Origin of the sequence: Streptomyces sp. G5(2025), assembly GCF_049542075.1 — a bacterium.
Classification (GTDB): domain Bacteria; phylum Actinomycetota; class Actinomycetes; order Streptomycetales; family Streptomycetaceae; genus Streptomyces.
Genome location: NZ_JBMUZT010000006.1, coordinates 5,300,566 through 5,314,103, shown reverse-complemented (window position 1 = coordinate 5,314,103; position 13,538 = coordinate 5,300,566). Strand labels below are relative to the sequence as shown.

At 72.4% G+C, this 13,538-nt stretch carries 15 protein-coding genes; 6 read left to right on the top strand and 9 right to left on the bottom strand.

All coding sequences use genetic code 11. The features are described from left to right. Positions 1-226: 226 nt before the first annotated feature. From def to ACOBQB_RS35055, 8 genes are all read right to left on the bottom strand, one after another. Positions 227-877 (bottom strand): peptide deformylase, encoded by a 651-nt coding sequence (gene def / locus ACOBQB_RS35090; protein WP_423597654.1) that lies wholly within the window; start codon positions 875-877, stop codon positions 227-229. A 105-nt stretch (positions 878-982) separates the two neighbouring features. After that, positions 983-1,963: a tetratricopeptide repeat protein gene (locus ACOBQB_RS35085; protein ID WP_423597652.1), complete on the bottom strand. Its 981-nt coding sequence runs from the start codon at positions 1,961-1,963 to the stop codon at positions 983-985. A 148-nt stretch (positions 1,964-2,111) separates the two neighbouring features. After that, a complete protein-coding gene (locus ACOBQB_RS35080; protein WP_423597650.1) occupies positions 2,112-3,401 on the bottom strand; it encodes an HD-GYP domain-containing protein in 1,290 nt (429 codons plus the stop codon). Beyond that, on the bottom strand, positions 3,398-4,756 hold the full coding sequence (locus ACOBQB_RS35075) for an HD-GYP domain-containing protein (protein ID WP_423597648.1): 1,359 nt from the start codon (positions 4,754-4,756) through the stop codon (positions 3,398-3,400). The genes ACOBQB_RS35080 and ACOBQB_RS35075 overlap by 4 nt, the downstream gene beginning before the upstream one ends. 193 nt (positions 4,757-4,949) lie before the next feature. Next, positions 4,950-5,270 (bottom strand): mycothiol system anti-sigma-R factor, encoded by a 321-nt coding sequence (gene rsrA, locus ACOBQB_RS35070; RefSeq protein WP_423597646.1) that lies wholly within the window; start codon positions 5,268-5,270, stop codon positions 4,950-4,952. Continuing rightward, complete coding sequence (gene sigR / locus ACOBQB_RS35065) at positions 5,267-5,950, bottom strand: RNA polymerase sigma factor SigR (RefSeq protein WP_423597644.1); 684 nt, start codon at positions 5,948-5,950, stop codon at positions 5,267-5,269. Before sigR ends, rsrA begins: the two co-directional genes overlap by 4 nt. A 232-nt stretch (positions 5,951-6,182) precedes the next feature. Then, positions 6,183-6,815 (bottom strand): alpha/beta family hydrolase, encoded by a 633-nt coding sequence (locus tag ACOBQB_RS35060; RefSeq protein ID WP_423598965.1) that lies wholly within the window; start codon positions 6,813-6,815, stop codon positions 6,183-6,185. 25 nt (positions 6,816-6,840) lie between these two features. After that, positions 6,841-7,659 carry an SOS response-associated peptidase gene (locus ACOBQB_RS35055; protein ID WP_423597642.1) on the bottom strand — a complete coding sequence of 273 codons (819 nt, stop codon included), beginning with the start codon at positions 7,657-7,659 and terminating at the stop codon, positions 6,841-6,843. 49 nt (positions 7,660-7,708) lie between these two features. Here ACOBQB_RS35055 and ACOBQB_RS35050 point away from each other — a divergent pair, with 49 nt between their 5' ends. The 4 genes from ACOBQB_RS35050 to ACOBQB_RS35035 all read left to right on the top strand — a co-directional run bounded on the left by ACOBQB_RS35050 (position 7,709) and on the right by ACOBQB_RS35035 (position 11,280). Further along, the gene (locus ACOBQB_RS35050) at positions 7,709-8,431 is read left to right on the top strand and encodes a M50 family metallopeptidase (protein ID WP_423597640.1); all 723 of its coding nucleotides are present in this window, start codon (positions 7,709-7,711) and stop codon (positions 8,429-8,431) included. 32 nt (positions 8,432-8,463) lie between these two features. Then, positions 8,464-9,789 (top strand): 3-phosphoshikimate 1-carboxyvinyltransferase, encoded by a 1,326-nt coding sequence (gene aroA, locus ACOBQB_RS35045; protein WP_423597638.1) that lies wholly within the window; start codon positions 8,464-8,466, stop codon positions 9,787-9,789. Positions 9,790-9,805: 16 nt separating this feature from the next. Further along, positions 9,806-10,816 carry a ribosome small subunit-dependent GTPase A gene (gene rsgA, locus ACOBQB_RS35040; protein WP_423597636.1) on the top strand — a complete coding sequence of 337 codons (1,011 nt, stop codon included), beginning with the start codon at positions 9,806-9,808 and terminating at the stop codon, positions 10,814-10,816. Positions 10,817-10,956: 140 nt separating this feature from the next. Then, the gene (locus ACOBQB_RS35035) at positions 10,957-11,280 is read left to right on the top strand and encodes a DMT family transporter (protein ID WP_127911081.1); all 324 of its coding nucleotides are present in this window, start codon (positions 10,957-10,959) and stop codon (positions 11,278-11,280) included. Positions 11,281-11,340: 60 nt separating this feature from the next. Here the strand turns inward: ACOBQB_RS35035 and ACOBQB_RS35030 are convergent, their stop codons facing one another. Further along, entirely contained in the window at positions 11,341-11,946 is a 606-nt protein-coding gene (locus ACOBQB_RS35030; RefSeq protein ID WP_423597634.1) for a TetR/AcrR family transcriptional regulator, read from the bottom strand. A gap of 143 nt (positions 11,947-12,089) precedes the next feature. On the opposite strand from ACOBQB_RS35030, the gene hisN reads away from it, so the two are divergent. Further along, complete coding sequence (hisN, locus tag ACOBQB_RS35025) at positions 12,090-12,890, top strand: histidinol-phosphatase (protein ID WP_423597632.1); 801 nt, start codon at positions 12,090-12,092, stop codon at positions 12,888-12,890. 194 nt (positions 12,891-13,084) lie between these two features. Then, a complete protein-coding gene (locus ACOBQB_RS35020; RefSeq protein WP_423597630.1) occupies positions 13,085-13,489 on the top strand; it encodes a cyclic nucleotide-binding/CBS domain-containing protein in 405 nt (134 codons plus the stop codon). Positions 13,490-13,538: the final 49 nt, after the last annotated feature.

Genomic DNA, 13,538 nt, shown 5'->3' with positions numbered 1-13,538 from the left:
CGCACTTTCCATTCAGCACCACAACTGACCGTTCAGGGAACAGTTTTGCGCCATTCACTACCCCCCGGTGCCGAGAACATCCCCGGACGTGACTGATTATGGATCTTCGGCAGCCGGTTCCGCTCGCACAGGTGAGCGGATCATGGCAACGGCCCCTGGTCAGGGGGTTCCCGACCAGGGGCCGCTCGTGTCACGCGGTTCCCGCGCCGCTCAGGCGCCGCACACGTCAGTCATTGGGCACCACGGGGTAGCGCGGCGTGCCCTCTGCCATCTGGCGCAGCGCGTCCTTGCGCTCCCTCTTGGAGAGGCGGTCGATGTAGAGGTAGCCGTACAGGTGGTCCGTCTCGTGCTGGAGGCAGCGGGCGAAGTAGCCGGTGCCGCGCACCTTGATGGGGTGGCCCTTCTCGTCCTGCCCGGTCACCTCGGCGTAGTCCGGGCGGGCCAGCGGGGCGTAGGCGGTGGGCACGGAGAGGCAGCCCTCGCCCGAGTCGTCGAGGCGGCGCTTCTCGGCGGGCAGCTCCGTCAGGACCGGGTTGCAGACCACACCGACGTGGCGCACGCCCTCGTCGTCCATGCAGTCGTAGACGAAGACCTTCAGGTCGACGCCGACCTGGTTGGCGGCCACGCCCACGCCCTGCGCGACGCGCTGGGTCGCGAACATGTCGTCGATCAGCTGGGCGAGGTCGTCGTCGAAGGACGTGACGTCCTTGCACTCCTTGTGCAGGACCGGGTTGCCGACGACCGTGATCGGCCGCGACGTGCCGCGCTCGCGGTAGGCCGTCTCGCGCTCCTCGCAGTCCTCCGTGTCGATGACGAAGCCCTCGTCGTCGACGGGGAGCACCCCGCCCGAGGCCTGCTGCTCAGTGTCCTGCGCCATGTCCGCCGTAAGCCTTCCGTGAAACCCTCAGAGTTTGTGCCGGTACAGCCTACGGCGAAGTGCCGAGGGACCTCTTCGGGTCGCCGACGGAAGGGCTTCTTCCGGTCAGCAGACCTCTTCGAGGTCGCGCCAGTCCCGCGAGTCCGGGCTGTCCGCGACCCAGCTGTCGAGGAGCCCGCGCACCAGGGCGGCGGGCGCCGCGATGCCGCACTCGCGCTCCGGCACCCAGATCGCGCCGGGGCTGCGGTGGCCGAGCGGGCCCGGGTGGCCCGGCTCGCTGTGGTCGTGGGGGTCCAGGTGCTCGCCGTCGCCCTCGTCGCTCGGCATCCGCGACTCGGAGCACATGCGGCACAGCAGCCGCACGGAGGACGACCAGTCCTCGGCGGCGAAGCCCGCGTCGGCCGCGAGCTGCTCCAGGGCGTCCCGGTCGTCCTCGGTGGCCGCCTCCAGGAGGACGACCCAGGTCGGCACGGGCGAGGGCGCCCAGAGCTCGATCTCATCGAACACGGGGTACGAATGCCCGGCGGCCGTTGTCCGCTCGCCGTGCGGGACGCCGTCGTGCAGCACGACCTCGCCCCAGCGCCGCCCGGAGGACGGCAGCGGGATGGACAGCACCTCCATGCGCGCCGGGTCCAGCCTGCGGCCCCACACCACCTCGGCCTCGCCCTCCGGGGAGAGCCGCACGGCCGCGCTGCCCAGCTCCATGCCCGAGGGCTCGCCGGACGCGGCCACCCCGCCGGGCACCCGCAGGCCGTACGCCTGCCAGGCACGGCGGGCCAGCGGCCAGTCCTGGAGCGCTGTCGCCGCGATGCCGACGTTCCACCAGTCCGGGGCACCCGCCGAGCGGTCCAGGAGCGCGACGGCACGCAGCCCCGCGGCCCGCGCCTGCTCCCAGTCGTGCCGGAACTTGTGCAGCAGCGCGAGGTTGAACCAGGACTCGGACAGCCACGGTTCGAGGTCCGCCGCGCGCGTGAGCAGCGCCCCCGCGTCCTCGTACCGCCCGTCGCCGATCAGCGTGAAGGCGCGGTCGGTCGCCTGCCGCCAGGAGGCGGAGGGCCGGTGGCGTCCCTTGCCGAAGATCCTCACGATTCCCGCCTGATTCCCGCCTGTCACGATGTGCCGGAAGTCCCGTCCTGTGCGGGCGCGACGTCGGGTCGATGCCCCCGCGCACCCTCTTCTTCCTCTTCTTCGCATCCAACCACGTACGGTCGGACGGCCGCTCATTACCCATGGGTTACCCAGCCGGGGACCGGCTGAGGCCGCCCCTCGACACCACCCTCGCGAGGGACTCCACGACTTCCGGCTGGTAGTCGTGGCCGGTGGCCAGCCGCAGCCTCTCCAAGGCGTTGAGCGGGCCACCGAGCGCCCCTGAGGGTCCTTCTCCCCGCGCCATCTCGTCGTACGCGTTCGCGGTGCGCACAATTCGCGCGGGGAGCGGCTGATCGCGGTACGGGTCGGCCTGGCGCTCCACGACCACGGCGACCGCGGGGTCCACCCCGGTCTGGCGTACGACGGCGCCGCCGAGCAGGGCTATCCGGCGCTGCTGTGCCTCGGGCAGGGTGGCCGTGGCGCCCTCGGGCACGGGGTCGACGAGGGAGAGCTGGCCGATGTCGTGCATCAGGGCCGCGTACTCAAGGATGGTGAGATCGGGCCCGCTGAGTCCGAGGTCCCGCCCGACGGCCCGGCTGAGCCCGGCGACGCGGTGGGCGTGCCCCTGCGGGGTGTATCCGGCGATCTCCGTGGCCCTGGCCAGCGACGCGATGGTCTGCCGGTAGGTGGCCCGCACCGCCGCGTAGCGCCGGAAGGAGAGCTGGGCGAGCAGCAGCGGGAGGCTGAAGACGGGCAGCGCCCACAGCCCCGCCACGGCCACGGCGAGCGCCATCACGGCCCCCGTGGCGCAGACGGCCGAGCCGATGCCGGGCATGGCCCGCAGCTCGTCGCGGAGCAGCGGCCCGAACGGCCAGCGGGTGCGGGCGCTGGCCATCGCGGCGGCGAGGACGGCGTCGCAGAGCGCGGTGAGGACGAGCAGGGCGACGATGACGAGCGCGAACCAGGGGCCGTGGCCGACCCAGTCCTTCAACTTGCCGGCGTTGTACAGGGGTTGGAAGCAGGCGGCGGCGAAGGCGACGGTCAGCACGCGCCGCGCCAGGTGGTCGGGTGGCCGCCCGCGCCCGAGCGCCACGTGCGGCACGGCCGCCACGAGGGAGGCCGCGACGACCACGGTGATCACCTGGAGCACCCCGTGGTGTGTCGCCTGCCCGGCGTTCTGCCCGAGCAGCGCGTACGCCAGGGCTCCGGCGGCCCCGAGCGGCGCGGGCTCACGCTGCTTCCCGCTCCCCCACCGGGTCAGTTCACCGAGGGTGATCAGTACTCCAAAGGCGAGCGCGACCGGCCGTTCGGCGACGCCGTGCCACAGGGTCCAGCCGAGCGAGACGACGGCGAGCAGGCCGGCCACCACGTAGGCCGCCGTCGTCGGCAGGTGTTCCGCGCGGGCCGGCGGGCGCCCGCCGCCGGGGGCGGTCACCGGGCGGCCGGTCCGCGCGCGGCGGGCGTGGCGGCGGCCCGCGCAGAAGGTACGTTTCCGCCCTGGTCGGGGCCGGGCTCCGAGCCCCGGAGCGGGACGTCCGAGGTGACCTCGGGGTGCCACCCCTCCCGGTCCAGGGCACGCGTCAGCGCGGCGACCATCGCCGGGTCGAACTGCGCCCCCGCGCAGCGGGCCAGCTCCTCCAGCGCGGCAGGGACCGGCCGGGCCCGCCGGTAGGACCGTGTGGACGTCATCGCGTCGAAGGCGTCGGCCACGGCCACCACCCGGGCGCACTCCGGGATCTGCCGTCCGGCGAGCCCGTAGGGATATCCGCTGCCGTCGATCCGCTCGTGGTGGTGGAGGATCGCCGCCCGCGCCTCGCCGAGGAACCCGATGCCGCGCACCATCTCGTGTCCGTACTCGGGGTGGAGCTCGATGACGCGCCGCTCCTGTGGGGTCAGGGGCCCGTCCTTGCGCAGCAGGCGGGTGGGGACGCCGAGTTTGCCGACGTCGTGCAGGATGCCCGCGAACCGCAGGACCTCGACGCGCTCGTCGGCCATGCCCAGCTCGCGCGCGATCATCACCGAGGCGCGGCCGACCCGCTCGCTGTGGCCGCGGGTGTACTTGTCCTTGAGGTCGACGGCTTGGACGAGCGCGCGGATGGTGGCCTGGTGGGCGGCGCGCTCGCGGTGGTACTGCGCGAAGGCCCAGCAGGAGACGCCCATCGGCAGCAGGACGAGCAGCGCGGCCGGGGGGCCGTAGGGGCTCGTCCACAGGATCGCCATCATCAGCCCGGCCAGGCCGTGCACCGCCACGGGTGCCAGCGAGCGGGCGAAGAGGCCCCGCCACGCGGTCCGCACGGGCACCCGCTCGGCGGTCGCGAGGATCCCGCCGTCCAGCACGGCGAGCACGGCGCAGAAGACCGGCACGGCGGCTCCCGCGGGCCACAGCACGTGCGGGAAGTCGGGCCCGGCACCGGCAGCGGGCCCGCCGAGCGCCGCGTACACCCGCGCCGCGGCCCAGGAGGCCAGGGCGAGCTGGGCGGCGCGCCAGAGGCGGCGTATCCCGCGGGGGCGGCGGTCGACACGGGCGAGCAGCGCGCCCGGCACGGCGACGAGGGCGGCGGCCGCGGGCGGCAGCAGGAAGACCCCGGCGAGCAGTACGGGGTAGAAGGTGCCGAGGCCGCGCGTGCGGTCCCGGGGCAGGGCGATCCGCTCGGACCCGGCGTAGAGCACCGCGAGGAGCGCGATGGCCGGCCAGGGGGTGCGTCCGCTCAGCGCGGGCGCGGCACAGGCAGCGCCGGCCAGGGCGACGCAGAGGATGTACAGGCGGGCCCGCGCCGGCACCGACCGCATGGAGTTCTCCTCCCCGTTCCAGCTCGCATGACCCAGGTCCGGAGACTAGAGCGGTGGCTCGACGGCCAGTGCCCTGCGGCCGCGAATTAGCACATTCGAGTGACAGGGGGGAGGAACGGGGCAAAAAAGAAGAGCAGGCCGCCATCATGCGCGACCTGCTCCCCTTTTCAACTGTCTGACGGACCTACACGGTTCACGCCTCCGATGGCGTCACACCCGGTGCGGCGTCGTGCGTGACGTCCTGGTCGGGCACCGACTGGCCGGAGCGGATGAGGTCGATGCGTCCCATGACCTTGGCCCGCAGGTCGGTGGGCACGTCGTCGTGACCGCAGCAGCGCTTCACCAGCTTCTTCACGGCCTGCTCCAGGCCGTACTTCTCCAGGCACGGCGAGCACTCCTCGAAGTGCGTCTCGAACTTGGTGCAGTCGCTGTCCGGCATCTCGTGGTCCAGGAACTCATAGAGGTGGTCCAGGACTTCACTGCAGTCAGTCTCGTGCGGCTCTCCGCAGCTCATGAGCCCGAGCCTTTCGTTCCGTTCGACTCTCCGGCACCCGCCGGGACGAGCCCGCGCTCGCGGGCGTAGTCCTCCAGCATGCCGCGCAGTTGGCGTCGGCCCCGGTGCAGCCGGGACATCACCGTACCGATGGGTGTCCCCATAATGTCCGCGATCTCCTTGTACGCAAAGCCCTCGACATCGGCCAGGTAGACGGCGATGCGGAATTCCTCGGGGATCGCCTGGAGCGCCTGCTTCACGTCCGAGTCGGGCAGGTGGTCCAGCGCCTGCGACTCGGCGGAGCGCAGACCGGTGGACATGTGCGACTCGGCGCGCGCCAGCTGCCAGTCCTCGATCTCCTCGGCGGCACTGCGCTGGGGCTCGCGCTGCTTCTTGCGGTACGAGTTGATGAACGTGTTCGTGAGGATCCGGTACAGCCACGCCTTGAGGTTGGTCCCCTCGCGGAACTGGTGGAACGACGCGTACGCCTTCGCGTAGGTCTCCTGGACCAGGTCCTCCGCGTCCGCCGGGTTGCGCGTCATGCGCAGCGCCGCCGAGTACATCTGGTCGAGGAACGTCAGCGCGTCCCGCTCGAAGCGGGCCGTGCGCTCCGCGGCCGTCTCGGAACCCTGCGCACCCTCTCGGGGCTGCTCCGCCTGGCCGTGCTCGGTCCCTGCGTCGGTCCCAGTGACCGGACCCACCTCCTCCAACGACGTGGCGGGGCCGAAAGCAGCCCCACTCGAATCGGAGGATAGACGACGATCCGCTCCGCGCGCCGCCCGAATAGTTGCGGTTTTGGGTGCGCTCAAGACCGTCCACTCCAGGTCAGAGGCGCTGGAGCGGTTCGGGCAGATGGTCGAACCCATGCGGCGGACTCCCTCTCGTACGAACACGTCTGCGACGGCGTTCACCGTCTGTTCGCGACAACAGGGGTCACCCGCTCAACATTCCCGCCCACCGTGTGACGCCGTCCGTGATGACCGCCACGGCCTCGTCCTGCGTCAGCTCCGCCTTCTTCGGCACCTTGAACCCGTGATCGCCGAAGGGCACTTCGAGCAGTTCGTACGAGCCCTCGGGGAACTCGGCGGGCTTTCCGAAGGGGTCGTTGCCGCCCTGCACGACGAGGGTCGGCACCCCGGCGCCGAGCAGTTCACCGGCGCGGGACTTCTCGGGCCTGCCCGGGGGGTGCAGGGGGAAGGAAAGCGCGAGGACGGCGGCGGCGCCCAGTTCACCGGCCGTGCGGCACGCCACGCGCGCGCCCGCGCTACGGCCTCCGGAGATCACCGGGAGCCCCTTCTTCTCCAGGGCGGGCCAGATCCCGCGCCACCCCACGTCCAGCGTCTTCGGCGCGGGCGCCAGCTTCTTGCCCGCGACGCGCCAGGGCTGCTCGACGAGGGCGACACTCACGCCGTGCTCGGGCAGCGTGGCGGCGAGGGCCTGGAGGTCGCGGGCCTCGATGCCGCCGCCCGCCCCATGGCTGACGGCCAGCAGGAGGCGGGCCTTCTTCTTCGCCTGGTGCCAGGTGATGCGCGCCGTACCGGCGTCGGTCTCGACGGTCTCGCTCACAGGCGTGTGTGTTTCGTGCGTCACGTCAGAAGAGTGTGCCCTCTTCGGGGCCGTCCAGCTCCTTGAGCAGCTCCGGGCCGTTGTTGCGTACGTTGCTGACCGCCGTCGACACGGGGTACGCGCGCATCAGCCCGACCGGGGGCGGCTCCAGGAGGGCGCGCAGGTCCTCGACGTCCGTGCGGGACGGGTCGAGCCAGGCGTCCCAGCGGTCGGGGGTGAGCATCAGCGGCATCCGCGGGTGGATGTCGGCGAGCGCGCGCGGGCCCTCGGCGGGGGCGACGGCGAGCGGGGTGGTCTCGGCCTCCGTGGTGATCACCGTGCAGGTCACCCACCAGGCGAGGGGGTGCTCGTCGGGCAGGGTCTTGTCCCGCCAGAACTCGTAGAGCCCCGCCATGGCGAAGACGGAACCGTCGGCCGGGGTCACGAAGTACGGCTGCTTGCGGGGCCGCTTCTTCTTGCCCTCGACCTCCAGCCGCCGTTCCTCGGGAGCGGTCACCCACTCGTAATAGCCGTCGGCGGGCAGGAGGCAGCGGCGCGCGGCGAAGGCGCGGCGGTAGGAGGGCTTCTCGTGGACGGTCTCGGCACGGGCGTTGATCATCCGCGCGCCGCCCTCGGGCGTCTTGGACCAGGACGGGACGAGGCCCCACTTCAGGGTGCGCAGCTGGCGAACCGGGGCCGGGTCCTCGGCGTCTTTCAGTGGACGGTCGAGGACCGCGTAGACCTCTTTGGTGGGGGCCACGTTGTAATCGGGGGCGAGGGTCTCCTCCGGCTCCTCCCACTTCTGGATCTCGAAGATCCCCGCGAGATCCTCGGGCCTACGACTCGATGCATACCGTCCGCACATACGTGCCAGACTGCCACGACCCCGTCCCCCAGAGGAGCCGGTTCCGCCCATGGAAAGCACCGCCAACGCCAGCCTGGCCGACCTCTGGGGCCGCGTCTTCGGCACGCAGTCCGCGCCCGAGCAGTGGCTGGTGATCGCGGCCGGCGTCGTCGCGCTCACCGTCGTCGTCCCGCACGGCATATGGCGCCTCGCCCGTAACGCCATCACCATCGCCCACGAGGGCGGCCACGGCCTGGTCGCGCTGCTCACCGGGCGCCGCCTGGACGGCATACGGCTGCACTCCGACACCTCAGGCCTGACCGTCTCGCGCGGCAGGCCCACCGGGCTCGGCATGATCCTGACCGCGGCGGCCGGCTACACCGCGCCCCCGCTGCTCGGCCTCGGCGGCGCGGCCCTGCTCTCCTCGGGGCGCATCACGGCCCTGCTGTGGATCGCCACCGCGCTGCTCGTCGCGATGCTGGTGATGATCCGCAACGCGTACGGCGCCCTGACGGTCGTCCTGACCGGCGGCACCTTCCTGCTGGTGTCCTGGCTGGCGGAGACGGACGTGCAGGCGGCGTTCGCGTACGCGGTGGTGTGGTTCCTGCTCCTCGGCGGTGTCCGCCCCGCCTTCGAGCTCCAGGCCAAGCGCCGGCACGGGGGCGCGGGCGACTCGGACGCCGACCAGCTCGCGCGGCTCACCCACGTCCCCGCCGGGCTGTGGCTCTTCCTCTTCCACGCCGTCTCGCTCTGCTCCCTGATGGGCGGGGCACGCTGGCTCCTCGCCGTCTGAGCGGGGTCCGCGGCAGCCACTAAAGTGAGGGCATGACCGAAACCCCGGCGCACACCGCCCTCTGGCCCGCCCCGCACGCAAGCGGAGCCGTCACCGCGACGGTCCACGTCCCCGGTTCGAAGTCGGTCACCAACCGCGCGCTCGTCCTCGCCTCCCTCGCCGCGGAGCCGGGCTGGCTGCGCCGCCCCCTGCGCTCCCGCGACACGCTACTGATGGCGGGCGCCCTGCGCGCGATGGGCGTCGGCATCGAAGAAGGCATCGGCCCCGACGGCACCGGCGAGGCCTGGCGCGTGATCCCCTCGGGCCTGCACGGCCCGGCCACGGTCGACGTCGGCAACGCCGGCACGGTCATGCGCTTCCTGCCCCCGGTCGCCGCCCTCGCCGACGGCCCGATCCGCTTCGACGGCGATCCCCGGTCGTACGAGCGTCCCCTGACCGGTGTGATCGACGCCCTGCGGGTGCTCGGCGCCCGCATCGACGACACCTCCCTCGGCAGCCCGGGCGCGCTGCCGCTGACCGTGCACGGCGCCGGGGCCCTGGACGGCGGCGCGGTCGAGATCGACGCCTCGTCCTCCTCCCAGTTCGTGAGCGCCCTGCTGCTGTCGGGCCCGCGCTTCAACCAGGGCGTGGAGGTCCGGCACGTGGGCGGCCCGCTGCCCTCCATGCCGCACATCCGGATGACGGTCGACATGCTGCGCTCGGCGGGCGCCCAGGTGGACACCCCGGAGGCGGGTGGCGAGCCGAACGTCTGGCGGGTCACCCCCGGCGCGCTGCTCGGCCGGGACCTGACCATCGAGCCGGACCTCTCCAACGCCCAGCCGTTCCTCGCCGCGGCCCTGGTCACCGGCGGCACGGTCACCGTCCCCGACTGGCCCTCGTACACCACGCAGCCCGGCGACGCGCTCCGCGAGATCTTCACGGAGATGGGCGGCTCCTGCGAACTGACCGAGCAGGGCCTGGTCTTCACGGGCTCCGGGTCCCTCCACGGCCTCGACGTGGACCTGAGCGAGGTCGGTGAGCTGACCCCCGGCATCGCGGCCGTCGCGGCGCTCGCCGACTCCCCCTCGACGCTGCGCGGCGTCGCCCACCTGCGCCTCCACGAGACGGACCGCCTCGCCGCGCTCACCAAGGAGATCAACGAACTCGGCGGTGACGTCACCGAGACCGCCGACGGCCTGCACATCCGCCCGCGCCCGCTGCACGGCGGTGTCTTCCACACCTACGACGACCACCGCATGGCGACCGCGGGTGCGATCATCGGCCTCGCGGTGGACGGCGTACGAATCGAGAACGTCGCGACGACGGCGAAGACCCTCCCGGACTTCCCCGCACTCTGGGCCGGGATGCTCGGGAACTGACGGGCGGAACGAGAACATGCGCCGCTACGGCAAGAACCCCGACGAGGACGACATCCGCGTCCGCCCCAACCGCAAGGGCAACCGCCCCCGCACCCACATCAGGCCCAAGCACGAGGACGCCGCCGAGGGCATGGTCCTCACCGTCGACCGCGGCCGGCTGACCGTCCTGGTCGACGACCGGATCGTGATGGCCATGAAGGCCCGCGAGCTGGGCCGCAAGGCCGCCGTGGTGGGCGACAGGGTCGCGGTGGTCGGGGACCTGTCCGGCAAGAAGGACACCCTCGCCCGCATCGTGCGGATCGGCGAGCGCACCTCCGTCCTGCGGCGCACCGCCGACGACGACGACCCCTACGAGCGGGTGGTCGTCGCCAACGCCGACCAGCTCGCCATCGTCACCGCCCTCGCCGACCCGGAGCCGCGCCCGCGGCTGATCGACCGGTGCGTCGTGGCGGCGTACGACGGCGGGCTCGAACCGATCCTCGTGCTGACCAAGTCGGACCTGGCGTCGGCCGACAAGCTCCTGGAGACGTACGCCACCCTCGACATCCCCTACGTGGTCACCAGCCGCGAGGAGTTCACCGACGGCGCGGAGCTGGCGCGGGTGCACGAGCTGCTCGACGGCAAGGTCACGGCCTTCGTCGGGCACTCCGGGGTGGGCAAGACGACGCTGGTGAACGCGCTGGTGCCTAAGGAGCGGCGCCGCACGACGGGCCACGTCAACGCGGTCACGGGACGCGGCAGGCACACCACGACCTCCGCGCTCGCGCTGCCGCTGGCGGATGTGGGCGGCTGGGTGATCGACACCCCCGGCGTGCGGTCCTTCGGCCTCAACCACATCGACCCGTCGCGCGTCATCCTCGCCTTCCCCGACCTGGAGCCGGGGACCGTGGACTGTCCGCGCGGCTGCACTCACGACGAGGTGGACTGCGCGCTGGACGCATGGGTCGCCGACGGGCACGCGGACCCGCAGCGCCTGTACTCCCTGCGCCGGCTGCTGGCCACGCGCGAGCGGCGCGAGGAGGACTGACTCCCGTTGCTTCGGTGACCTCCCCGTTGTTTGCGCCCCCCGTGGCGCAGGTAAATGCATAGTCGCACCACACCGGGTCGATCGGACCGAGCCGGGCGAAGCGGTCGCGGAACGTGGACGAGCGCGGGAGGCAGGGACACATGGCGTGGCTGCTGGTCATCGTGGCGGGGATTCTTGAGACCGGCTTCGCGGTCTGTCTGAAGCTCTCGCACGGCTTCACCAGGCTCTGGCCGACGATCGCGTTCGCCTGTTTCGCACTCGGCAGCTTCGGTCTTCTCACGCTGGCGCTGAAGAAGCTGGACGTCGGGCCCGCGTACGCGGTCTGGACCGGCATCGGCGCTGCGGGCACCGCGATCTACGGCATGATCTTCCTCGGTGACCTGGTCTCCACGCTCAAGATCGTCTCGATCTCGTTCGTGATCATCGGTGTGGTGGGGCTCCAGCTGTCGGGTTCCGCGCACTGAGCGCCACCGCGCGCGTGAGCTGAGCGCCACCGCCCGCGTGAGCCGAGCGCCACCGCGCGCTTACTTGCCCGCCACCCACCGCCCTATGGCCCCCCGGACCAGCTCTGCGGGGTCGTCCTCGTCCCGGGCGGGCGCGACGACGTACGACAGGGCGAGGCGGACGGCGCTCTCGCAGGCGAGGGCCAGCTCCGGGTCCCGCGCCCTGCCCCGGCCGCCGAGCGCGGCCACCGCCCGGTCCCGCACCAGCCCGAGCAGCTCCGCCGACGAGGGCACCCCGGCGTCCGCGCGGCGCTGCGCGGGCACCGACGCCGTGGACCCGGTGACCCTGCTCGGCGCGGGCAGCCGCTCGCTCCAGCAGCCGGTGAGCGCGGCCCGCACCAGGGTGTTGGCGCGCGCGGCACCCACCGTCCAGGCGGCCACGGCGGCCAGCCGCTCGGCCGGCTCACGCTCCTGTGCGAGCGCGCGGTCGACTCCGTGCAGATAGCCGTCGGTCTCGCGGCGCAGCAGGGCGCGGGCCAGGCCTTCCTTGCTGCCGAACTCGTTGTAGAGGGTCTGCCGGGACACCCCGGCGACGGCCGCGACATCGACCATGCGCACACCCGGCCAGGGGCGCCGGGCGAGCGCCGTGCAGGCCGCGTCCAGTAAGGATTCCCGTGCTGCGGGCATCGTCGCCTCCCCGGGCCGATGCGGCTCCGGCTGCCAGCGTTGACGCGCTCGGAGGCACTGTCAAGAGCTCCGGCGTGAGCCCGCGCGAGCGCATGCGATATGGCGCTGTAGCTCGGGTGGTTCGAGATCGATACTGTTCACCCATGCCCGACTACCACGATGATCTGCGTCTCGCCCACGTCCTCGTGGACGCCGCCGACGCCCAGACCATGGACCGGTTCAAGGCCCTCGACCTCAAGGTCGAGACCAAGCCGGACATGACGCCGGTGAGCGAGGCCGACAAGGCGGCCGAGGAGCTGATCCGCTCCCAGCTCCAGCGCGCGAGGCCGCGGGACGCGATCCTCGGCGAGGAGTACGGCGTCGAGGGCACGGGCCCGCGCCGCTGGGTGATCGACCCGATCGACGGCACCAAGAACTACGTACGCGGTGTCCCGGTCTGGGCCACGCTCATCTCCCTGATGGAGGCGGGCGAAGGGGGCTACCAGCCGGTGGTCGGCGTGGTGTCCGCGCCCGCGCTCGGCCGCCGCTGGTGGGCGGCGAAGGGCGGCGGCGCCTACACGGGGCGCAGCCTCACCTCGGCGACCCGGCTGCACGTCTCGAAGGTCTCCCGGCTCTCGGACGCGTCCCTGGCGTACTCCTCGCTCTCGGGCTGGGAGGAGCAGGGCCGCCTGGACGGCTTCCTGGACCTCACCCGCGCGGTGTGGCGCACGCGTGGCTACGGCGACTTCTGGCCGTACATGATGGTGGCCGAGGGCGCGGTCGACATCTGCGCCGAGCCCGAGCTCTCGCTCTGGGACATGGCGGCGACCGCCATCGTGGTGACGGAGGCGGGCGGCAGCTTCACCGGACTCGACGGCAGGCCGGGCCCGCACAGCGGCAACGCGGCGGCGTCGAACGGCCTGCTCCACGACGAGCTGCTGGGTTATCTGAACCAGCGCTACTGAGCGGGCCCCGCGCGGCCGTTCCCCTCGCGCCCCCCGAACTGACCACGCACGCCCCCTTGTTGCCCTCGGCTCCGGCTGCGACATTGAGAGTCCCCCCACTTGTGAACTTGTGAATCCTTTCTCCAAGCAGGGAGCGGAGGCAATCCTTCGCCCACCGGGAGGTCGTGGATTCACCAAGGAGGTGGCTCACGCCCATGCTTGTCCGCGACGCCATGAGCACGGTGGTCCTGACCATCGGCCCCACCCATACCCTGCGCCAGGCGGCCAGGCTGATGTCCGAGCGCCGTGTCGGCGCCGCGATCGTCCTCGACCCCGACACCTGCGGGCTGGGGATCCTGACCGAGCGCGACGTTCTCAACTCCGTGGCCCTCGGCCAGAGTCCGGACACCGAGATCACAGGCACCCACACCACGACCGACGTCGTCTTCGCCACCCCGGCGTGGACCCTGGAGGACGCGGCGGACGCCATGGCGCACGGCGGCTTCCGGCACTTGATCGTGCTGGAGGCGGGCGAACCCGCGGGCATCGTCTCGGTCCGCGACATCATCCGCTGCTGGGCTCCGGTCCGGCGTGCGGCGGCACAGGAGCTGGCGGTCTGAGAAGACAGCGGCAGACGGAGAAGAAACGGCGGCGGGCCGGGCCCCCGAG

What these genes read in the sequence shown, in the direction of transcription:
- def (WP_423597654.1), bottom strand. Translation starts at nt 877, where the DNA reads ATGGCGCAGGACACTGAGCAGCAGGCCTCGGGCGGGGTGCTCCCCGTC.
- ACOBQB_RS35075 (WP_423597648.1), bottom strand. Translation starts at nt 4,756, where the DNA reads ATGCGGTCGGTGCCGGCGCGGGCCCGCCTGTACATCCTCTGCGTCGCC.
- rsrA (WP_423597646.1), bottom strand. Translation starts at nt 5,270, where the DNA reads ATGAGCTGCGGAGAGCCGCACGAGACTGACTGCAGTGAAGTCCTGGAC.
- ACOBQB_RS35055 (WP_423597642.1), bottom strand. Translation starts at nt 7,659, where the DNA reads ATGTGCGGACGGTATGCATCGAGTCGTAGGCCCGAGGATCTCGCGGGG.
- ACOBQB_RS35050 (WP_423597640.1), top strand. Translation starts at nt 7,709, where the DNA reads ATGGAAAGCACCGCCAACGCCAGCCTGGCCGACCTCTGGGGCCGCGTC.
- aroA (WP_423597638.1), top strand. Translation starts at nt 8,464, where the DNA reads ATGACCGAAACCCCGGCGCACACCGCCCTCTGGCCCGCCCCGCACGCA.
- rsgA (WP_423597636.1), top strand. Translation starts at nt 9,806, where the DNA reads ATGCGCCGCTACGGCAAGAACCCCGACGAGGACGACATCCGCGTCCGC.
- ACOBQB_RS35035 (WP_127911081.1), top strand. Translation starts at nt 10,957, where the DNA reads ATGGCGTGGCTGCTGGTCATCGTGGCGGGGATTCTTGAGACCGGCTTC.
- ACOBQB_RS35030 (WP_423597634.1), bottom strand. Translation starts at nt 11,946, where the DNA reads ATGCCCGCAGCACGGGAATCCTTACTGGACGCGGCCTGCACGGCGCTC.
- hisN (WP_423597632.1), top strand. Translation starts at nt 12,090, where the DNA reads ATGCCCGACTACCACGATGATCTGCGTCTCGCCCACGTCCTCGTGGAC.
- ACOBQB_RS35020 (WP_423597630.1), top strand. Translation starts at nt 13,085, where the DNA reads ATGCTTGTCCGCGACGCCATGAGCACGGTGGTCCTGACCATCGGCCCC.